Genomic DNA, 20,329 nt, shown 5'->3' on the forward strand with positions numbered 1-20,329 from the left:
GGATCGCCCGCGCCCGACCTCTCCCGGTTCAGCATCAACCAGATGACGGTCAAGCAGCTGTCGCTGCCCGAGCTGACCGAGGCCTGCGTGCGCCTCGGCGTGCCCGGCGTCGGCCTGTGGCGCGAACCCGTCCAGGCGTACGGAGTCGAAGCCGCCGCCGCGCTCGTACGGGAGGCGGGCCTCACGGTCACCACGCTCTGCCGGGGCGGCTTCCTCACGGCCGTCGACCCCGACCGGAGGGCCGAGGCGCTGGCCGACAACCGGGCGGCGATCGACGAGGCGGTGACCCTGGGCACGGACACCCTGGTGCTGGTCTCCGGGGGGCTCCCTGCCGGCAGCAAGGATCTTCCCGCCGCCCGCGAACGCATCGCCGACGCGCTGGGCGAGCTGGCACCGTACGCGGGAGAGCGCGGGATCCGGCTGGCGATCGAACCGCTCCACCCGATGTTCGCCTCGGACCGCTGTGTGGTCTCGACCCTCGACCAGGCCCTCGAACTGGCCGAACGCTTCCCGGCCGAGCAGGTCGGCGTGGTCGTGGACACGTACCACATCTGGTGGGACGACCGCGCTCCGGCGGCCGTCGCCCGCGCGGCCGAGCGGATCTTCTCCTTCCAACTGGCGGACTGGACGACACCGCTCCCGGCCGGCGTGCTGAACGGGCGCGGCCAGATCGGGGACGGCGCGGTCGACATGCGTGCCTGGCGGGAACGGGTGGACAAGGCGGGCTACACGGGACCGATCGAGGTGGAGCTGTTCAACGACGACCTGTGGGAGCGGGACGGCGTGGAACTGCTCACGGAGGTCGCGGAACGGTACGTGGAGCACGCCCTGTAGGACGGGACGACGGGGGCTCCTCGGGCGGCCCCCGGAACGTCCTCCGGTACGCCGTGGGCGTCACCCCCGTCGCCTCCAGGAGATGGTGCCGCAGCGAAACCGCCGTCCCGAAGCCCGCGTTGGCCGCCACACGGTCGACGGGAAGGTCGCTCTCCTCCAGCAACTGGCGGGCCCGCTCGACACGTTGGCGGATCAGCCACTGCGCGGGGGAGAGCCCCACCTCCTCACGGAAGCGGCGCGTGAACGTCCGTACGCTCATCGATTCGAGCGCGGCAAGCTCCCGCAGGGGCAGCGGCCGTTCGAGATGGTCCAGGGCCCAGGCCCTGGCCGCGCCCGTCGAGGAGACCGTCGGTTCGGGGACCGGGCGGCGGATGTACTGGGCCTGGCCGCCGTCCCGGTACGGCGGGACAACGGTCGTACGGGCCACGGCGTTCGCGACGGCCACGCCGTGGTCGCCGCGGATCATGTGCAGACAGAGGTCGATGCCCGAGGCGACGCCCGCGGAGGTGAGCACATCGCCGTCCTCCGTGTAGAGGACGTCGGGATCGAGCCGTACGTCCGGATGCAGCGCGCGGAACTGGTCGCAGGACTTCCAGTGCGTGGTCGCCCGCCGCCCCTTGAGCAGCCCGGCGGCAGCCAGCACGAAGGACCCGGTGCAGATCGAGGCGATCCGGGTGCCGGGCCGGATCCGGGCCAGCGCGGCGGCGAGCGGCGGGCTCAGCCGGCTGTCGACCGTGGTGTAGTCCTCGTCCGAGGTCGGCACGATCACCGTGTCGGCCTCGCCCAGCAGCTCGGGGCCGTGCGTCACATTGACGGTGACATCGGCGTCCGTCCGTACCGCGCCGGGCGCGAGCGTGCAGGTCAGCACCTGGTACAGCGGCTCCCCGGCGCTGGATACCGCCTGGCCGAACAGCTGGTGCACGATGCCCAGCTCGATCTGGAGCAGGCCGGGACGGACGAACACGGCGACGCGATGACGGCCGGGATGCGGAAATACGGGCATGGCCCGATTCTTTCCTCTCCTGTCCATCGGGCAACTCGATCGCGGGAGCCGATGCCCGCACCGTCGAGGGATGGAACGTACAAGAGAAGCACCGGCACGAGAGGCACGGCCCGCGGACCGGTCAGGCCGACCGCGCGCCCCACGGGTGCACCGTGCCTGGTGGGTCGCCGTCGCCGCGGTTCTGGCGATCGTCGTGGCGGGCAGCTTCACCACCCTGTCCGGGACGCTCGTCGACCCGCTCCACGGCACCTTCGGCTGGTCGCGCTCCACGATCGGCGTCGCCGTCTCGGTCAACATGGCGCTGTACGGGCTGATCGCGCCCTTCGCCGCCGCGCTGATGGACCGGTTCGGTGTCCGCCGTACGGTCGTGGCGGCCCTGGCCGTCCTCGCGGCGGGAGCGCTGCTGACCACGGTCATGGCCGCGGCCTGGCAGTTCACCCTCTTCTGGGGGCTGCTGGTCGGCCTCGGCAGCGGCGCCCTGGCGATGACGTTCGCGGCGACCGTCACCCAGCGCTGGTTCGTCGCCAGGCGCGGGCTGGTCACCGGAATCCTCACCGCCGCCGGGGTCTTCGGACAGTTCGTCTTCCTGCCGGTGCTCTCCTGGACCGTCGAACGGTACGGCTGGCGCGCGGCCCTGGTGACGGTGGCGCTCGCCGCGCTCGTCCTGCTGCCGGTGGTCCGGCTGCTGCTGCGGGACCATCCGGCGGACGTGGGGCTCAAGCCGTACGGCGCCGGGGAGTTCGTGCCCCGCCCGGCCCCCGTGCCCGGCGCGGCGAGGCGGACCGTACGGGTGCTGCTGACCACCGCGCGCACGGGCCCGTTCTGGCTGCTCGCCGGGGTCTTCGCGGTCTGCGGCGCCTCCACCAACGGCATCATGTGGAGCCACTTCACCCCCGCCGCCCACGACCACGGCATGGCCGCGACCACAGCGTCCTCCGTCCTCGCGCTGATCGGCGTCTGCAATGTGGCGGGCACCGTCGCATCCGGCTGGCTGACCGACCGGTACGACCCCAGGAGGCTGCTCGCGGGCTACTTCGTCCTGCGCGGTGTCTCCCTGGTCCTGCTGCCCCTGCTGATGAGCGCCACCGTGCACCTGCCGCTGGTGCTGTTCGCGGTGTGCTTCGGGCTGCTGGACGTGGCGACCGTGCCTCCGGTCATCGCGCTCTGCCGCGACTTCTACGGTGCGGACAGCGCGATCGTCTTCGGCTGGGTCAACGCCGCGCACCAGGTGGGGGCCGGGCTGATGGCCGGTCTCGGCGGTGTCGTACGGGACACCTTCGGGACGTACGACCCGGTGTGGACGGGCTCCGGAGCGCTCTGCGCGGCGGCCGCGCTGCTGGCCCTCGTCGTCCGTGGGCGCCCGGCGGAGGCGGTGAACACGGCGACGGCGGCGAACACGGAAAAATAACTCTGCGAAGCCGTGCAACCCTTCCTGGGTTACGTGAGTCATATACGGCGTCAGAGCTTTCGGGGGAGGAATCCGGGGGGATTTGGAAAGCTCTGCTGGAGGGGGAGCGGGGCCCGGTCCGACGGACCGGGCCCCATGAGTGTGTCGCAGCGTGTCGCGTGAGCGGCCACGTGAGCAGCCGGAGGAACCTTGCCCGTACGTGTCAGGGCCTGCGGATCCTGGTCACGGGCCCGGCCAGGTGAAGGTGGCGACGGCGCCCGCGGGCAGTTTGTACGCGAGCGACTTCCCGTTCTCCGTGAGGGAGAAAGTCCGCGCCGAACGGGCGCTGTTGAGGACGACGGAGACGCGTGTGCCGTCCGGATTCTCGAAGCTCACGTTCTGGACGCCTCCCGGGCCCTGCGTGGTGGAGCCGATGCGGCGGGCGCCCTGGTCCACGAATTTCGAGACATGGCCGAGGGTGTAGTACTCGGCGTTCTTGCGGACGGTGTCGCCCCGCACCTCGACCACGCCGTTGCAGTCCTTGCAGTAGCCGTAATTCGGGCGGCCGTGCTGGTCGAGAGCGAGATTCCAGAGCACCACGGTCTCGGAGCCGGAGCGGAGCGTACGGATCACCCAGTTCTCCGTCTGCCACTTGAGCGCCTCCGAGAAGTCCTGGGTGCCGTTCTTGCCGTCCGTGCTGGAACACTCCGTGAAGAACACCCGCTCGCCGGCGTCACGCACGTCCTGCTGCTGCTCGGGTCGGCCGCGGTAGCAGTGGAACGAGGCGCCCTGGACGCGCTTGATGTCCGAGGTCTTGTTGAGCACGTCCAACGCGTAGTCGGGGCGGCTCCAGTTGTGGTCGAACGCGAAGAGGCCGGTGCCGAGCCCCGCCGCCGACAGCTTCCTGTCGAGAATCCGGAAGAGCTTGACCTGCTCGTCGGAGGACATCCGCATCGAGGGATAGACCGCCTCGAAGAGCGGCTCGTTCGCCACGGTGAGGTCGTCGATCGGGACGCCCGCCTTCCGGTACGCCTGTATGGACTTGACCAGGTAACCGGCGTAGTCGTCGTAGTGCTCGGGCTTGAGGCGGCCGCCTCCCAGCCAGCCGTTCTTCTTCATCCAGCCGGGCGCCGACCAGGGCGAGGCCATGATGCGGATATCGGGGTTGATCTTCAGGGCCCGGCGTACCAGGGGCAGGATCTTCTGCTTGTCGCGGGCGATGGAGAAGTCGCCCGGGTCGTCCTCGTACGAGTAGTACGGCAGCCGGGCGACGAAGTCCGTGCCGCCGAGGGGCTGGCGGAGATAGTCCAGGCCGATCCCGTCACCGCCGGAGGAGAAGAGATCGTGCAGCAGAGCCGTCCGCCGGCGCTCGGGGAGGCCGGCTATCAGCTCCGCGGAGGCCTCGGTGAGGGACGCGCCCGCGCCGGTGAACCGCTGAGCGCGCGCATCGGCGTCGACCGTGATGTCGACCTTGCGCGGACTGCTGTCGAAGGTGCCGTCCGCGGACTTGGTGAGCTTCTTGACGCCGTCGGCGGTGGTGATCCAGACCTCCGCCGTGGTCCCGGATGCCCGCGCGACCGGACTGGTGAGGGTCTGGCAGGCGACAACGAGCGCGAGGGCGCTCGCCGCCGCGGGGATGCTGCTGCGTGTGGGGGCTCGAAAGGATGGCACGTGTGGTGATCCCTGCGTGTGGGGGGCGTAAGGATGGCACTGACATGATCCTTCCCCTCGTGACCGGCGGTCACGCCGCACCCGCACCCGCGGCCGCTGTTGCGCTGATCACGGGGGCACACGGCTTGTGGACAGTCTTCTGTATGCCCTTGGTCCACAGGGACAGGGGCTGTGTCGGTCCCCGGCGGTAGCCTCCATTCCAGACCGAGAGTTGTGGGGGTGGTGGCGTGTCCGTCGGCGGGACCAGGCAGGGTGAGGGTGGCCGTCCTGCGGTACTGGAGGGTGTCCTTGAGCGGATCACGTACGCCAATGAGGAGAACGGCTACACGGTCGCCCGGGTCGACACCGGACGGAGCGCCGATCTCCTCACCGTGGTCGGCTCGTTGCTCGGCGCGCAGCCCGGCGAGTCACTGCGCATGGAGGGCCGCTGGGGCTCGCATCCCCAGTACGGCAAGCAGTTCACGGTGGAGAATTACACGACGATCCTCCCCGCCACGATCCAGGGCATCCGCCGCTATCTCGGCTCCGGTCTGATCAAGGGCATCGGCCCCGTGTTCGCCGACCGGATCACTGAGCACTTCGGTCTCGACACGCTCGACATCATCGAGCAGGAGCCCAAGAGACTCGTCGAGGTCCCGGGCCTCGGCCCCAAGCGGACGAAGCGGATCGCCGCCGCGTGGGAGGAGCAGAAGGCCATCAAGGAGGTCATGGTCTTCCTCCAGAGCGTCGGTGTCTCCACCTCCATCGCCGTGCGCATCTACAAGAAGTACGGCGACGCCTCCATCTCGGTCGTCAGGAACGAGCCGTACCGCCTGGCGGCCGACGTCTGGGGGATCGGCTTCCTCACCGCCGACCGGATCGCCCAGGCCGTCGGCATTCCGCACGACAGTCCGGAGCGGGTCAAGGCCGGCATCCAGTACGCGCTGTCCCAGTCCACCGACCAGGGCCACTGCTTCCTGCCCGAGGAGCAGCTCATCTCGGACGCGGTGAAGCTGCTCGCGGTCGACACGGGCCTGGTCATCGAGTGCCTCGGCGAGCTGGCGGCCGAGGACGAAGGGGTCGTACGGGAAAAGGTGCCGGGTCCGGACGGCGGCGAGCCGGTCACGGCCGTCTATCTGGTGCCCTTCCACCGCGCGGAGCTGTCCCTGTCTGCCCAGTTGATGCGGCTGCTGCGTACCGGCGAGGACCGGATGCCGTCCTTCCGGGACGTGGCCTGGGACAAGGCGCTGACGTGGCTGGCGGGGCGTACGGGCGCGGAGCTGGCGCCCGAGCAGCAGGAGGCGGTCCGGCTCGCGCTCACCGAGAAGGTCGCCGTCCTGACCGGTGGTCCCGGCTGCGGAAAGTCCTTCACGGTCCGGTCGATCGTCGAGCTGGCGCGGGCCAAGAAGGCCAAGGTGGTGCTGGCGGCCCCCACCGGGCGGGCGGCCAAGCGGCTCGCCGAGCTGACCGGCGCCGAGGCGTCCACCGTGCACCGGCTGCTGGAGCTGAAGCCGGGCGGCGACGCGGCGTACGACCGGGACCGGCCGCTGGACGCCGATCTGGTGGTGGTGGACGAGGCGTCGATGCTGGATCTGCTGCTGGCCAACAAGCTGGTGAAGGCGGTGGCCCCGGGCGCGCACCTGCTGCTCGTCGGGGATGTGGACCAACTGCCCTCGGTCGGGGCGGGCGAGGTGCTGCGCGATCTGCTCGCCGAGGACGGACCCGTGCCCCAGGTCCGGCTCACCCGGATCTTCCGGCAGGCCCAGCAGTCGGGGGTGGTCACCAACGCCCACCGCATCAACTCCGGTGTACAGCCCATCACTCAGGGCCTCGCCGACTTCTTCCTCTTCGTGGAGGACGAGACGGAGGACGCGGGGCGGGTCACGGTCGATGTCGCGTCCCGCCGCATCCCCGCCAAGTTCGGCCTGGACCCGCGGCGTGACGTGCAGGTCCTGGCGCCGATGCACCGGGGCCCGGCCGGCGCGGGCGCGCTGAACGGCCTGCTCCAGCAGGCCATCACGCCCGCCAGACCCGATCTGCCGGAGAAGCGCGTCGGCGGCCGGGTCTTCCGCGTCGGGGACAAGGTCACCCAGATCCGCAACAACTACGAGAAGGGGGAGAACGGAGTCTTCAACGGCACGGTGGGGGTGGTCACCTCGCTCCACATGGACGACCAGCGCCTGACCGTGCTGACGGACGAGGACGAGGAAGTGCCGTACGACTTCGACGAGCTGGACGAGCTGGCGCACGCGTACGCCGTGACCATCCACCGCTCCCAGGGAAGCGAGTACCCGGCCGTGGTCATTCCGGTCACCACCGGGGCCTGGATGATGCTCCAGCGCAATCTGCTCTACACGGCGGTCACCCGGGCCAAGAAGCTCGTCGTGCTGGTCGGCTCCCGCAAGGCCATCGGGCAGGCGGTACGCACGGTCTCGGCGGGCAGACGCTTCACGGCGCTCGATCACCGGCTGTCGGGCGGAGTCTGAGAGCCAGGAATCCCCTGCGCGTGCCCGCCGCCCGCGCCTGTGTCCTGCCCCGAGGCGGGTGAGACGAGTGAGGCGGCTGAGAGGGGTGAGGCAGAGGAGACGGGGGAGGCTGTAGGTGAGTGCGAAACGAGGCCGGGGACTTTCGGCGCCTGCACTTCCCACAACTGGGGCGAAGAGGGCAGGATGAACAAGTTGGCGGCACTGAGTGCCGCCAAAAGGCCTAAAGGCCGACCCCGAGTGCACTCTCCTGAGCCAAATGGGGGATGGTAGAGACAGTCAGGGCACCTCGGAGAAGAGGCACTACGTCGGTGAGGGATGACGTGAGCGAGAAACGCGACAACGCGGTAGTACTGCGGTACGGCGACGGCGAGTACACCTACCCGGTGATCGACAGCACCGTCGGCGATACGGGCTTCGACATCGGGAAGCTTCGTTCTCAGACCGGTCTGGTGACCCTGGACAGCGGCTACGGCAATACCGCCGCCTACAAGTCCGCGATCACCTATCTCGACGGCGAACAGGGCATCCTGCGCTACCGCGGCTATCCGATCGAGCAGCTTGCCGACGGGTCCAGCTTTGTCGAGGTGGCGTATCTGCTGATCAACGGCGAGCTGCCGACGGTCGACGAGCTCGCCTCGTTCAAGAACGAGATCACCCAGCACACGCTGCTGCACGAGGACGTCAAGCGGTTCTACGACGGATTCCCGCGCGACGCCCACCCGATGGCGATGCTGTCCTCCGTGGTCAGCGCGCTGTCGACGTTCTACCAGGACAGCCACAACCCGTTCGACGAGAAGCAGCGCGACCTCTCCACGATCCGGCTGCTCGCCAAGCTGCCGACCATCGCGGCCTACGCGTACAAGAAGTCGATCGGCCACCCCTTCGTCTACCCGCGCAACGACCTCGGGTACGTCGAGAACTTCCTGCGGATGACCTTCTCGGTCCCGGCGCAGGAGTACGTGCCGGACCCGGTCGTGGTCTCGGCGCTCGACAAGCTGCTGATCCTGCACGCGGACCACGAGCAGAACTGTTCGACCTCCACCGTGCGTCTGGTCGGCTCCTCGCAGGCCAACATGTTCGCCTCGATCTCCGCCGGCATCAGCGCCCTGTGGGGCCCGCTGCACGGTGGCGCCAACCAGTCGGTGCTGGAGATGCTCGAAGGCATCCAGGCGGCCGGCGGCGACGTCGACACCTTCATCCGCAAGGTGAAGAACAAGGAAGACGGCGTGAAGCTCATGGGCTTCGGGCACCGCGTCTACAAGAACTTCGACCCCCGGGCGAAGATCATCAAGGCGGCGGCGCACGACGTCCTCTCGGCGCTCGGCAAGTCCGACGAGCTGCTCGACATCGCGCTCAAGCTCGAAGAGCACGCGCTGGCCGACGAGTACTTCGTCGAGCGCAAGCTCTACCCGAACGTGGACTTCTACACGGGTCTGATCTACCGGGCCATGGGCTTCCCGACCGAGATGTTCACCGTGCTCTTCGCGCTCGGCCGGCTGCCCGGCTGGATCGCCCAGTGGCACGAGATGATCAAGGAGCCGGGTTCCCGCATCGGCCGCCCGCGCCAGATCTACACCGGCGAGGTCCTGCGCGACTTCGTGCCGGTCGAGTCCCGCTGAGGCGGAACGCCCGCGTCTCGTGACGCCCGCGTCCCGCGCGCACTTGCCGTACGGCGCTTCTCGCGCTGTACGGCTCAGTGCTGTAGTGGGCTGCGGCGGGCCGTACGGGCTGAACCGTACAGAGCCTGAAGGCCGGACCTGAAGGCCGGAGCCTGAAGACGCGGCCTGAAGGCTGGCCCCGAAGGCCGGAGCCTGAAGACGCAGCCTGAGGAAAAGCGCCCCGCCACCGATCCCCCCACGGGTCGGCGAGCGGGGCGCTTTCCATATCCCCGGAGCGGATTCCCCCCACGGGATCCGGCCGGGCGTCTGCCGTAACCGATAACGGCTACTCGCGCGGTCGGACCGGGGTACGTACGGGAGGGCCGCTCAAAGCTCCCCGGTGCACGTGCCCCGGCCAATCGCTTGTCCAGGATGTCCCCCAAGACATCCCGCGACATACCGTCGAACGTCCCCCAAGACGTTCTCTGGCATCGTCCTCTTAGACACGCGAGCCAACCTAATGGTTACCCATTAATCTATGTGATCTAGATCTCTTTGTGAAGGTCCTGTGGTTCATGTGAAGGGCGGGCGACGCAAAGAGTTGGTAACCGCCTCGGTTCCTTGGGGGAATTATGCAGGGTTGCCGGTCGGGCCTGGTCAGGCCGGGTCCGGTGTGGGGCGGGTCCGGGCCCGGCCTGGATCGGATCTGAGTCAGGCCCGGTCGGCCAGTTCGTAGCCCGCCTCGTCGACGGCGGCGCGCACGGCGGCCTCGTCCAGCGGGGCCTTGGACGCGACGGTCACCTGCCCGGTGGCGGCCACGGCCTGCACGGAGATGACGCCCTCGATGCCGGAGATCTCGTCGGAGACGGCGCCTTCGCAGTGGCCGCAGGTCATGCCGGTGACCTGGTAGACGGTGGTGACCTGGCCGGCCTCGGTGTCGGCCGCACCGTCGTGGCAGGAGCCGGTGGGTGAGCAGCAGGAGCCGGTGGCCTCGGTGGCCTCGGTGGCCTCGGTGGTCCCGGTCTTCGTCTCGGCGGTCATGGCGTTCTCCTCTTCGAAGGTTCGGCTTCGGGGGTCCAGCGGAGAAAACTGTACCCCTAGGGGGTATAGAAGCGAAGGTCGGGGTCGTGTGCCGGAGCGGTGTCGGGCGGTGGGGGGGCGGGTCCCGTGCAGGAATCCGGCACGGGACCCCATGTCGGCCCCTTGTGTCAGCGTCTGTTGCCTCTGTTGCCCGGACGATTGGCCACCCAGGTGCGGACGGTGTCCGCGTGCCAGTAGGGCTTGCCGTTCTCCACGTGGTCCGGCGGTGGGAGCAGCCCGTGCTTGCGGTACGAACGGACGGTGTCCGGCTGCACCCGGATGTGCGCCGCGATCTCCTTGTAGGACCAGAGATTTCGGTCCGTCATCAGTGGCACCTCCCTGCGCTCGCCGCAGGGGCGGCCGGTGGGCCGTCGAGGAAACTGCGGCTGAGCGGTGGCGATCACCCAGCCTGTGCCCGTCGGGCGACGCAGGGTGACCAGGAGGTCGAGGTTGCCACCACTCCGTGACCGGACGTCCCCGTAATGGAGATATGTATGACGGAAAGTGGACTCTTGTCACGCATACGGCACATGTGGTGCGGGTTCGCCGGGTCAGGTCGGTTTTGGGGGTTCGGCCGGCGGGTAACACCGTTTGCTCATGCGTCAGTTCACTCATGCGTCAGTTCAGTCGGGGGAGCGGTCGCCGCGACTCCGCAGGCCTTCGTCCGAATGTAAGGACAAAGTATTGACAGGACTCTGTCGAGAGCATTACACCTGAGGCGTGTCCCGCGAAGAGGAGATTCGCCGGACGGGCCCTGGGGCCTGGAGCGAGCGAGGACCGGGCGAACCAGGGGCAGTCGAGCCGGAACCAGTCGGGTCAGAAGCAGACCAGAAGCAGGCCGGAAGCAGTCGAGCCAGGACCAGTCGTGGCCGCCGAACCGAAGGGACACGTATGTCCGCGCCGTACGACGTGATCACCATGGGCCGGATCGGAGTGGATCTCTATCCGCTGCGAACCGGCGTACCTCTGGCGCAGGTGGACGTCTTCGGGAAGTTCCTCGGCGGTTCCGCGACCAATGTCGCGGTCGCGTCGGCCCGGCTTGGGCACCGCGTCGCCGTCATCACCCGCACCGGCCAGGATCCCTTCGGGGACTATCTCCACCAGGCGCTGCGGGAGTTCGAGGTCGACGACCGCTGGGTGACGCCCGTCGAGCGGTATCCGACCCCGGTCACCTTCTGCGAGGTCTTCCCGCCGGACGACTTCCCGCTCTACTTCTACCGTCGGCCCAAGGCGCCCGACCTGGAGATCCACACACACGAACTGGACCTGGACGCGATCCGGGCGGCCAGGATCTTCTGGATGACCGGTACGGGCCTGTGCGCGGAGCCCAGCCGTTCGGCGACGCTCGCGGCGCTGGAGGCGCGCGGTGCGTCGGGGACCACCGTCTTCGACCTCGACTGGCGGCCGATGTTCTGGCCGACGGCCTCCGGTGCCGATCCGGGCGACCCGGGGGATCTGGGTGACGCCGATCCGCGCGAGCTGTACGCGCGGGCTCTGCGGCATGCCACCGTCGCCGTCGGCAATCTCGACGAGTGCGAGGTGGCCGTGGGGGAGCGGGAGCCCTACGCCGCCGCGCGGGCGCTGCTCGCCGCCGGGGTCGAGCTGGCCGTCGTCAAGCAGGGCCCCAAGGGAGTGCTCGCCCTGCACCGCGACGGCACCCGGGCCGAAGTGCCGCCCGTCCCCGTCGAGGTCGTCAACGGCCTGGGCGCCGGGGACGCGTTCGGCGGCGCCCTCTGTCACGGGCTGCTCGCCGGCTGGGAGCTGGAGCGGATCATGCGGTACGCGAACGCCGCGGGCGCGATCGTCGCCGGCCGCCTCGCCTGCTCCTCCGCGATGCCGTACGACACGGAGGTCGCCCAGGTCGTCGCGGGCGGCCCGGTCCCGGCGCAGGATCCGGCACAGGAGCCCGCGCAGGCCCCCGTGCCGTCGCCCACGCCGTCCCCGGGGACCCCGTCATGACCGGCGTCGACGTGTCCGAGCTGGTCAGGCTGCGCGCCCACCACCCCGAGGCCATCGCCGAAGCCGCCGCCCGCCGGAGCCGCCGCCCCCTGCTGCGCCCGGCCGGTGGAGGCACTGACGCGACCACAGGGCCTGACGCGACCAACGGCGGTTCCACCGGCCGGCTGATGATCATCGCGGCCGACCATCCGGCCCGTGGCGCCCTCGCCGTCGGGGACAGCCGGCTCGCCATGGCCAACCGCGCCGACCTGCTGGAGCGGCTCTGCCTCGCTCTCTCGCGCCCCGGTGTCGACGGCGTCCTGGCCACCGCGGACATCCTCGACGACCTGCTGTTGCTCGGCGCCCTGGAGGACCGCGTCGTCGTCGGCTCGATGAATCGCGGCGGCCTCGCCGGCGCCGCCTTCGAGCTGGACGACCGCTTCACCGGACACCGCCCCGAGGACCTCACCCGGCTCGGCTTCGACGCGGGCAAGCTGCTGCTCCGTATCGACTACGAGGACCCGGGCTCCCTGGACACCCTGCACTCCACCGCCCGCGCCATCGACGCCATGGCCGAACGCGGACTCCCGGTCTTCGTCGAGCCGTTCATATGCCGTCGCGTCGACGGACGGCTCCGTACGGACCTGAGCGCCGAGGCCGTGACACGGTCGATCGCCGTCGCCTCGGGACTGGCCGGTACCTCGGCGTACACCTGGCTGAAGGTTCCCGTCACCGAGAACGCCGACGATATGGCCCGGGTGATGGAGACCTCGACGCTCCCGGCCGTCCTGCTGGGCGGCGAGATCGGGGGCGACCAGGAGGGCGCGTACGAGAAATGGCGCACGGCGCTGCGACTGCCCACGGTTCAGGGGCTGGTGGTGGGCCGCTCGCTGCTCTATCCGGTCGACGGGGACGTGGCGGGGGCTGTCGACACGGCAGTGGGACTGCTCTGACAGGTACGGAGACCTCATGACAGCCAACCGGACCGAACCAGCGGACCAGGAGTCACAGGCGGTGCAGGAGTCACAGGCGGTGCAGAAGTCGCAGGAATCGCACGACCGTCATATCCCCGCGGGCAGCGCCGCCGCGGGCCCGTACGCCCTGGACATCGACCCCGAGCGGGCCGGCTGGTCCCACAGCGCTCTGCGCGTCCTGGAGCTTCCGCCCGGCGGCGCGCACACCCTCACCACCGGGGACAGCGAATGGATCGTGCTCCCGCTCACGGGCGGCTGCACGGTCCACACAGAAGGTGAGTTCTTCGAACTGCTGGGCAGGGAGAGCGTGTTCAGCGGAGCCACGGACTTCGTATACGTACCCCGCGATGCCCATGCACAGATCGCCTCCGGCGCGGGAGGCCGCTTCGCCCTGGCAGGAGCGAAGTGCGAGCGACGACTCCCCGCTCGCTACGGCCCCGCGCCGGAGGTCCCGGTCGAGCTGCGCGGCGCGGGCAACTGCTCGCGCCAGGTCAACAATTTCGCCGCGGCCGGTGTCTTCGACTGCGACCGGCTCATCGCGGTCGAAGTGCTCACACCAGGCGGCAACTGGTCGTCGTACCCCCCGCACAAACACGACGAGCACCACCCGGGCATCGAGGCCGAGCTGGAGGAGATCTACTACTTCGAGATCGACGGCGGCGGCCTCGGCTACCACCGGGTCTCGCCCTCCCGCCCCGGCGGTACGGATGTCCTGGCCGAGGTCCGTACGGGCGACACCGTCCTCATCCCGGACGGCTGGCACGGCCCGTCCATCGCCTCGCCCGGCCGCGACATGTACTACCTCAATGTCATGGCGGGCCCGGGGGAGTCCCGGGAGTGGCTGATCCGCGACCACCCCGACCACGGCTGGATCCGGGACACTTGGCCGGGGCTCGCCGTGGACCCGCGGCTGCCGCTGTACGGACCGGAGAAGGGCGCTCGCGGCCCGGGGAAGGACGCTCGCGGACCGGAGAAGGGACCAAACGGAGCCGAAGAGGGCCCCGACGGAGCCGAGGAGGGACCCCGATGACCACCCCGCCGATCTCGCCGAACAAGGCGCCGACGCCGAAGGACACGCCGGACAGCGCGCCGACGAACGGGCCGTCGAATCCGCCGACGGGGACGCGTCGCCTCACCGTCGCCCAGGCGCTGATCGGCTTCCTGTCCCGGCAGTACACCGAGCGGGACGGCCGCCGACAGCGGCTGATCAACGCCACCTGGGGCATCTTCGGCCACGGCAATGTGGCGGGTATCGGCCAAGCCCTTGTCGAGGCCACCGCGGACATGCGGTACTTGCAGGGACGCAATGAACAGGCCATGGTGCACGCCGCCGTTGGCTACGCACGCCAGAGCAACCGCCTCTCCACCCATGCCGTGACCACCTCCATCGGCCCCGGCGCCACCAACCTCGTCACGGGTGCGGCCCTCGCCACCATCAACCGCCTCCCCGTGCTGCTGCTCCCCGGCGACACGTTCGCCACCCGTCCCGCCGACCCCGTGCTCCAGCAGCTCGAAGTGCCCACCGCGGGCGACGTATCCGTCAACGACGCCCTGCGGCCCGTCTCGAAGTACTTCGATCGGATCACCCGCCCCGAAGCGCTCATCCCGGCCGCCCTCGCCGCGATGCGCGTACTCACCGACCCCGCCGAGACCGGGGCCGTCACGCTCGCGCTGCCTCAGGACGTACAGGCGGAGGCGTACGACTGGCCGGAGGAGTTCTTCGCCGAGCGCGTCTGGCGGGTCCGCCGCCAGGCGCCCGATCCGGAAGAGCTCTCCGACGCTGTACGGCTCGTCAGGGAAGCCCGCCGCCCCCTGCTCGTCGCGGGCGGCGGTGTCCACTACAGCGCGGCCGAGGAATCGCTGGCCGCGCTCGCCGAGGCGACCGGAATCCCGGTCGCCTCCACCCAGGCCGGCAAGGGCTCGCTGCGCCATGACCACCCCAGCGACGTCGGCGCGATCGGCCACACCGGCACTGCCACCGCCGACGAACTGGCCAGGACAGCGGACCTGGTGATCGGCGTCGGGACCCGCTGGTCGGACTTCTCCACCGCGTCCGCCACGCTCTTCTCGAACCCCGCCGTGCGCTTCCTCAACCTCAACGTCACCGGCTTCGACGCCCACAAGCTCGCGGCCCACCCCCTGGTGGCCGACGCCCGTACGGCGCTCGAACAGCTCACCGCGGGGCTGTCCGGCCACCGCGTCGACCCCGCCTACACCAGCGAGTTCGGCGAGGACAAGGAGCGCTGGGAGCACCGCGTCCAGGCCGCGTTCGCCGCCGACGAGGAGCTCGTACGCCCCACCCAGGCGCAGGTCCTGGGCGTGCTCGACGCCCTCGCTACCGACGAGGACATCCTCATCAACGCCGCCGGATCGCTCCCCGGCGATCTCCACAAGCTGTGGCGGGCCCGCTCCCGCGACCAGTACCACGTCGAGTACGGCTATTCATGCATGGGCTACGAGATCCCCGCCGCCATCGGCGTGCTGCTCGCGGACCCCGGGCGGCCGGTCTGGGCGTTCGTCGGGGACGGTACGTACCTGATGAACCCCACCGAGATCGTCACGGCGGTCCAGGAGCGGCTGCCCCTGAAGATCGTGCTCCTCCAGAACCACGGCTACGCCTCCATCGGCGGCCTCTCCGAGACGGTCGGTTCCGAACGCTTCGGCACCGCCTACCGTTTCCGGGCCGACGACGCGACCTTCACCGGCGACCCGCTGCCCGTCGACCTCGCCGCCAACGCGGCCTCCCTCGGGATGCGGGTCATCCGCGCCAAGACCGTCCGTGACCTGCGCGAAGCCCTGGCCGAGGCGCGCGCCTCCGATGCCCCCACCTGTGTCTATGTGGAGACCGAAACGGCAGACATCGTGTCGGGCGTCCCCCCGGCCCAGGCGTGGTGGGATGTTCCCGTGGCCGAGACCGCGACCCGTACATCCGCCGTCAGGGCCCGTGAGGAGTACGACCGCCACGCAGCCGCCCGGCGCCGTCATCTGTGAAGGAGTACGCAATGAAGACCGTCAACCACTGGATCGGCGGCAAGGCCGTCGAGGGCGCGTCGGGCAACTGGGGCCCGGTCACCGACCCGGCGACCGGCGCCGTGACCACCCAGGTCGCGCTGGCCTCGGCCGACGAGGTCGACAGCGCGGTCGCCGCCGCGAAGGCCGCGTACGCCGACTGGGGGACCTCGTCCCTTGCCCGGCGCACCAGCATCCTGTTCCGCTACCGCGCGCTGCTCGACGCGCGCCGTGACGACATCGCCGCGCTGATCACCGCCGAGCACGGCAAGGTGCACTCGGACGCGCTCGGCGAGGTCGCGCGCGGTCTGGAGATCGTCGAGCTGGCCTGTGGGATCACCACTCAGCTCAAGGGCGAGCTGTCCACCCAGGTCGCCAGCCGGGTGGACGTGTCCTCGATCCGCCAGCCGCTGGGCGTCGTCGCGGGCATCACGCCCTTCAACTTCCCGGCGATGGTGCCGATGTGGATGTTCCCGCTGGCGATCGCCTGCGGGAACACCTTCGTACTGAAGCCGAGCGAGAAGGACCCGTCGACCGCGAACCTGCTGGCGGAGCTGGCGCACGAAGCGGGGCTGCCCGACGGCGTGCTGAATGTCGTGCACGGCGACAAGGTCGCGGTGGACTCCCTGCTCGCGCACCCCGACGTGGCGGCGGTCTCCTTCGTCGGCTCCACCCCGATCGCCCGCTACATCCACACGACGGCCTCGGCCAACGGCAAGCGGGTACAGGCGCTCGGCGGCGCCAAGAACCACATGCTGGTACTGCCGGACGCGGACCTGGACGCGGCGGCGGACGCGGCCGTCTCGGCGGCGTACGGCTCCGCCGGCGAGCGCTGCATGGCGATCTCGGCGGTCGTGGCGGTCGGCGGGATCGGCGACGAACTGGTCGCCAGGATCCGGGAGCGCGCCGAGAAGATCAAGATCGGCCCCGGCAACGACCCGGCCTCCGAGATGGGCCCGCTCATCACCAAGGCCCACCGCGACAAGGTCGCCTCGTACGTCACGGGCGCGGCGGCCCAGGGAGCGGACGTCGTCCTGGACGGTACGGGCTACACGGTCGAGGGCAACGAGGACGGCCACTGGATCGGGCTGTCCCTCCTCGACAAGGTCTCCACCGACTCGGACGCGTACCGCGACGAGATCTTCGGCCCGGTGCTGGTCGTGCTGCGTACGGAGACGTACGAGGAGGGCGTGAACCTGATCAACGCCTCGCCGTTCGGCAACGGCACGGCCATCTTCACCCGCGACGGCGGCGCCGCCCGCCGGTTCCAGCTGGAGATCGAGGCCGGCATGGTCGGGGTGAACGTGCCGATCCCGGTGCCGGTCGGCTACCACTCCTTCGGAGGCTGGAAGGACTCGCTCTTCGGCGATCACCACATCTACGGCAACGACGGAGTGCACTTCTACACGCGCGGCAAGGTGGTCACCACCCGCTGGCCGGACCCGTCGGACGCCCCGGCGGGCGTGGACCTGGGATTCCCGCGCAACCACTGACCGACCCGCGAACGACCGATCCACGCACCACCGACCCGCACACCACCGACCCACGCACTTCCTCAACTCGCTGCGGCCCGTACGGCGTTCCCCCGCCCGTACGGGCCGCAGGCGTTTCCAGGCAGGCGGCTGTTCACCGCGTACGGCGGAAATCGCCGGGTCCCGTGACCGACCGTGTCACGGCCGCGTTGACCAGGCGCGGGCGTACGACTCACGCCCGCGACACAGATGCCGGATACAACCGATCTGGCCCCGGCGCACTCACCTGCCATGGACGCGCTGTCCGTACACGCGCATGTACACGGCCTGGCTGATGACCTGCGCCCCGGCTTCGGATCGGAAGCAGGAGGACGTACATGTGTGGCATCACCGGCTGGGTCTCCTTCGACCGTGAACTGCGTGCCGAGTCAGGGACGTTGGACGCGATGACGGAGACGATGTCCTGCCGAGGCCCCGACGACGCCGGCACCTGGATCGACGGCCCCGCCGCACTCGGCCACCGCCGCCTGGCGATCATCGACCTGCCGGGCGGGCGGCAGCCGATGACACTTGAGACCCCGCGGACACCTGAGACCCCACGGACACTTGAGACCCCACGGACACTTGAGACCCCACAGGGCACGCTCGTGCTCGTCTACTCCGGCGAGACCTACAACTTCACGGAACTGCGCCGCGAACTGACCGGGCGGGGCCACCGGTTCACCACCGACTCCGACACGGAGGTCGTGCTGCACGGCTACCTGGAGTGGGGCGCGGCCATGGCGGAACGGCTGAACGGGATGTACGCCCTGGCCATCTGGGACGGCCGGGAGCAGAAGCTGGTGATGATCCGCGACCGGATGGGCATCAAGCCGTTCTACTACTACCCGACCCCGGACGGGGTGCTGTTCGGGTCCGAGCCCAAGGCGATCCTCGCCAACCCGCTCGCCCGCGCCCGGGTCGGCCTGGACGGGCTGCGTGAGCTGTTCACCTTCGTGAAGACGCCCGGCCACGCGATCTGGGACGGCATGCGCGAAGTCGAGCCCGGCACGGTGGTGACCGTGGACCGGGGCGGCCTGCGCCGGCACGTCTACTGGGCCCTGAAGACCCGCGCGCACACCGACGACCGGGCGACCACGGTGGGGCGGGTGCGCACCCTGCTGGACGACATCGTGCGGCGCCAGCTCGTCGCCGACGTACCGCGCTGCACGCTCCTGTCCGGCGGACTCGACTCCTCCGCGATGACGGCACTGGCCGCGCGACAACTGGCCGAGACCGGTGAGACGGTGCGGAGTTTCGCCGTCGACTTCGTCGGGCGTACGGAACACTTCGTCGCCGACGAACTCCGTACCACCCCGGACGCCCCCTTCGTGCACGATGTCGCGCGTGCCTCGGGCACCGACCACCAGGACATCGTCCTCGACTCGGACGCCCTGGCCGACCCGGCCGTACGGGCCAAGGTGATCAGGGCCCGTGACCTCCCCATGGGCCTCGGCGACATGGACGCGTCCCTGTATCTGCTGTTCAAGGCGGTCCGGGAGCACTCGACGGTCGCACTCTCCGGCGAATCGGCGGACGAGGTCTTCGGCGGCTACCTCCAGTTCTTCCACGAGGAGGCGAGACAGGCCGAGATGTTCCCGTGGCTGGTGCAGTACGACAAGTACGTTGGTGACGACGCCGACGTACTGCGGCCCGAGCTGAACACGGCGCTGAACGTCCCGGCATTCCTGCGCGACAGCTACGCCACGGCCATCAGCGGCATCGAACGCCTCGGCGGCGAGAGCGACTTCGAGTTCCGGATGCGCAAGATCTGCAACCTGCACCTGACCCGCTTCGTGCACATACTGCTGGACCGCAAGGACCGGGCGAGCATGGCGGTCGGCCTGGAGGTACGGGTGCCGTTCTGCGACCACCGGCTCGTCGAGTACGTGTACAACGCCCCGTGGTCCCTGAAGTCCTTCGACGGCCGGGAGAAGAGCCTGCTGCGCGAGGCGACGGCGGACGTACTGCCGAAGTCGGTCTACGACCGGGTGAAGAGCCCGTACCCCTCCACCCAGGACCCCAAGTACGCCCTGGCCCTCCAGCAACACGCCAAGGACCTGCTCGCCACCCCTTCCCACCGGGTGTTCGAACTGATCGCCCCGGACAGGCTCCGCCGCGCGGCGGAACGCGAGACCCCCCAGGTCACCGTGGCCTCACGCCGAGGCCTGGAACGCACGCTGGACCTGGCGCTCTGGCTGGACATCTACAACCCGGAGATCGCGCTCTCGTGAGGGGCGGCTCCCCGGCCCGAGGGGCAACCGCACGGGCCCTTCCGCGGTTACAGGCCCCTCGCGTCCCGTTTGGCATGGCGCCCCGGAATGGTTTCCGGGGCGCCATGCCAGGGGCGCCCCGGGGATCAGCACCTAGATGAGTAAGTCCGAAGTCCCGTCTGCCCGGAAACGCCTGGCACGCACGCTCGCCGCGTTGCCGAAATGTCCCCGTAGCTCCGCTACGAAGACACTCCGGCGCCTTGCGATCGCACGCACCAGACGCCCCCGGGCCCGCCCTCTGGGCGGACGACGCTACTTCGGACTTACTCATCTGGGGTCTACCAGGTGTAGAGGGCCCAGGCGTTGCCCTCCTGGACACAGCGGAAGCCCGTGAGCTTTCCCTGCTGGGCCCAGGTGTTACCGGTGGTCTGGCAAGCAAGGGCGCTGCTGAAGAGGCGCGGCGACTGCGGCTCCCGCGGCGACTCCGGCGAGGCGGAGGCCGTACCGGCTCCCAGTGCCAGAGTCGAAGCGGCGATGACACCCACAGCGGAACCGGCCAGAACGCGGCGTATGTTCTTCAAGTTTTCTCTCCATGTGACAGGAAGGCAGGCGCGATTACACCTGCTTGAATCGCGATAATCGCGGC

At 69.8% G+C, this 20,329-nt stretch carries 15 protein-coding genes; 10 read left to right on the forward strand and 5 right to left on the reverse strand.

What is annotated here, in order from left to right; all coding sequences use genetic code 11:
- Nucleotides 1–42 precede the first annotated feature (42 nt).
- Nucleotides 43–834: a sugar phosphate isomerase/epimerase family protein gene (locus tag ACIQD6_RS23940; RefSeq protein ID WP_401885593.1), complete on the forward strand. Its 792-nt coding sequence runs from the start codon at nucleotides 43–45 to the stop codon at nucleotides 832–834.
- On the opposite strand, the gene ACIQD6_RS23945 is transcribed toward ACIQD6_RS23940, so the two are convergent.
- A complete protein-coding gene (locus tag ACIQD6_RS23945; protein ID WP_401885470.1) occupies nucleotides 794–1,837 on the reverse strand; it encodes a GlxA family transcriptional regulator in 1,044 nt (347 codons plus the stop codon). The genes ACIQD6_RS23940 and ACIQD6_RS23945 overlap by 41 nt on opposite strands.
- Before the next feature lie 70 nt (nucleotides 1,838–1,907).
- On the opposite strand from ACIQD6_RS23945, the gene ACIQD6_RS23950 reads away from it, so the two are divergent.
- A complete protein-coding gene (locus tag ACIQD6_RS23950; RefSeq protein ID WP_401885473.1) occupies nucleotides 1,908–3,245 on the forward strand; it encodes an MFS transporter in 1,338 nt (445 codons plus the stop codon).
- 222 nt (nucleotides 3,246–3,467) lie between these two features.
- Here the strand turns inward: ACIQD6_RS23950 and ACIQD6_RS23955 are convergent, their stop codons facing one another.
- Nucleotides 3,468–4,895, reverse strand: a complete 1,428-nt coding sequence (locus tag ACIQD6_RS23955; RefSeq protein ID WP_401885476.1) for a glycoside hydrolase family 30 beta sandwich domain-containing protein — start codon at nucleotides 4,893–4,895, stop codon at nucleotides 3,468–3,470.
- 227 nt (nucleotides 4,896–5,122) lie between these two features.
- On the opposite strand from ACIQD6_RS23955, the gene ACIQD6_RS23960 reads away from it, so the two are divergent.
- Both ACIQD6_RS23960 and ACIQD6_RS23965 read left to right on the forward strand, forming a co-directional pair.
- Nucleotides 5,123–7,360 carry an ATP-dependent RecD-like DNA helicase gene (locus tag ACIQD6_RS23960; RefSeq protein WP_401885479.1) on the forward strand — a complete coding sequence of 746 codons (2,238 nt, stop codon included), beginning with the start codon at nucleotides 5,123–5,125 and terminating at the stop codon, nucleotides 7,358–7,360.
- Nucleotides 7,361–7,680: 320 nt separating this feature from the next.
- Entirely contained in the window at nucleotides 7,681–8,979 is a 1,299-nt protein-coding gene (locus ACIQD6_RS23965; protein ID WP_401885481.1) for a citrate synthase, read from the forward strand.
- A gap of 690 nt (nucleotides 8,980–9,669) precedes the next feature.
- Here the strand turns inward: ACIQD6_RS23965 and ACIQD6_RS23970 are convergent.
- Both ACIQD6_RS23970 and ACIQD6_RS23975 read right to left on the reverse strand, forming a co-directional pair.
- A complete protein-coding gene (locus tag ACIQD6_RS23970) occupies nucleotides 9,670–9,999 on the reverse strand; it encodes a heavy-metal-associated domain-containing protein (RefSeq protein ID WP_401885484.1) in 330 nt (109 codons plus the stop codon).
- A 167-nt stretch (nucleotides 10,000–10,166) separates the two neighbouring features.
- On the reverse strand, nucleotides 10,167–10,364 hold the full coding sequence (locus ACIQD6_RS23975) for a helix-turn-helix transcriptional regulator (RefSeq protein ID WP_401885486.1): 198 nt from the start codon (nucleotides 10,362–10,364) through the stop codon (nucleotides 10,167–10,169).
- A gap of 565 nt (nucleotides 10,365–10,929) precedes the next feature.
- Here ACIQD6_RS23975 and iolC point away from each other — a divergent pair.
- From iolC to asnB, 6 genes are all read left to right on the forward strand, one after another.
- Nucleotides 10,930–11,997, forward strand: coding sequence for a 5-dehydro-2-deoxygluconokinase (gene iolC, locus ACIQD6_RS23980; protein WP_401885489.1), 1,068 nt, complete (start codon nucleotides 10,930–10,932; stop codon nucleotides 11,995–11,997).
- Nucleotides 11,994–12,929 (forward strand): deoxyribose-phosphate aldolase, encoded by a 936-nt coding sequence (locus ACIQD6_RS23985; RefSeq protein WP_401885491.1) that lies wholly within the window; start codon nucleotides 11,994–11,996, stop codon nucleotides 12,927–12,929. The genes iolC and ACIQD6_RS23985 overlap by 4 nt, the downstream gene beginning before the upstream one ends.
- 16 nt (nucleotides 12,930–12,945) lie before the next feature.
- Nucleotides 12,946–13,980, forward strand: a complete 1,035-nt coding sequence (gene iolB, locus ACIQD6_RS23990; protein ID WP_401885494.1) for a 5-deoxy-glucuronate isomerase — start codon at nucleotides 12,946–12,948, stop codon at nucleotides 13,978–13,980.
- Nucleotides 13,977–15,941: a 3D-(3,5/4)-trihydroxycyclohexane-1,2-dione acylhydrolase (decyclizing) gene (gene iolD / locus ACIQD6_RS23995; RefSeq protein WP_401885496.1), complete on the forward strand. Its 1,965-nt coding sequence runs from the start codon at nucleotides 13,977–13,979 to the stop codon at nucleotides 15,939–15,941. Before iolB ends, iolD begins: the two co-directional genes overlap by 4 nt.
- Before the next feature lie 11 nt (nucleotides 15,942–15,952).
- Nucleotides 15,953–17,452, forward strand: a complete 1,500-nt coding sequence (locus ACIQD6_RS24000; RefSeq protein WP_401885498.1) for a CoA-acylating methylmalonate-semialdehyde dehydrogenase — start codon at nucleotides 15,953–15,955, stop codon at nucleotides 17,450–17,452.
- Nucleotides 17,453–17,808: 356 nt separating this feature from the next.
- Nucleotides 17,809–19,704, forward strand: coding sequence for an asparagine synthase (glutamine-hydrolyzing) (gene asnB, locus ACIQD6_RS24005; protein WP_401885500.1), 1,896 nt, complete (start codon nucleotides 17,809–17,811; stop codon nucleotides 19,702–19,704).
- A 317-nt stretch (nucleotides 19,705–20,021) separates the two neighbouring features.
- On the opposite strand, the gene ACIQD6_RS24010 is transcribed toward asnB, so the two are convergent.
- Nucleotides 20,022–20,264, reverse strand: a complete 243-nt coding sequence (locus ACIQD6_RS24010; protein ID WP_401885502.1) for a hypothetical protein — start codon at nucleotides 20,262–20,264, stop codon at nucleotides 20,022–20,024.
- Between the last annotated feature and the right edge of the window lie 65 nt (nucleotides 20,265–20,329).

Origin of the sequence: Streptomyces sp. NPDC088400 (assembly GCF_044753355.1) — a bacterium.
Classification (GTDB): Bacteria; Actinomycetota; Actinomycetes; order Streptomycetales; family Streptomycetaceae; genus Streptomyces.

Excerpts from the sequence above, each read along its gene's own strand:
- ACIQD6_RS23940 (WP_401885593.1), top strand. The coding sequence starts at position 43 with ATGACGGTCAAGCAGCTGTCGCTGCCCGAGCTGACCGAGGCCTGCGTG.
- ACIQD6_RS23945 (WP_401885470.1), bottom strand. The coding sequence starts at position 1,837 with ATGCCCGTATTTCCGCATCCCGGCCGTCATCGCGTCGCCGTGTTCGTC.
- ACIQD6_RS23950 (WP_401885473.1), top strand. The coding sequence starts at position 1,908 with ATGGAACGTACAAGAGAAGCACCGGCACGAGAGGCACGGCCCGCGGAC.
- ACIQD6_RS23970 (WP_401885484.1), bottom strand. The coding sequence starts at position 9,999 with ATGACCGCCGAGACGAAGACCGGGACCACCGAGGCCACCGAGGCCACC.
- ACIQD6_RS23975 (WP_401885486.1), bottom strand. The coding sequence starts at position 10,364 with ATGACGGACCGAAATCTCTGGTCCTACAAGGAGATCGCGGCGCACATC.
- iolC (WP_401885489.1), top strand. The coding sequence starts at position 10,930 with ATGTCCGCGCCGTACGACGTGATCACCATGGGCCGGATCGGAGTGGAT.
- ACIQD6_RS23985 (WP_401885491.1), top strand. The coding sequence starts at position 11,994 with ATGACCGGCGTCGACGTGTCCGAGCTGGTCAGGCTGCGCGCCCACCAC.
- iolB (WP_401885494.1), top strand. The coding sequence starts at position 12,946 with ATGACAGCCAACCGGACCGAACCAGCGGACCAGGAGTCACAGGCGGTG.
- iolD (WP_401885496.1), top strand. The coding sequence starts at position 13,977 with ATGACCACCCCGCCGATCTCGCCGAACAAGGCGCCGACGCCGAAGGAC.
- ACIQD6_RS24000 (WP_401885498.1), top strand. The coding sequence starts at position 15,953 with ATGAAGACCGTCAACCACTGGATCGGCGGCAAGGCCGTCGAGGGCGCG.
- asnB (WP_401885500.1), top strand. The coding sequence starts at position 17,809 with ATGTGTGGCATCACCGGCTGGGTCTCCTTCGACCGTGAACTGCGTGCC.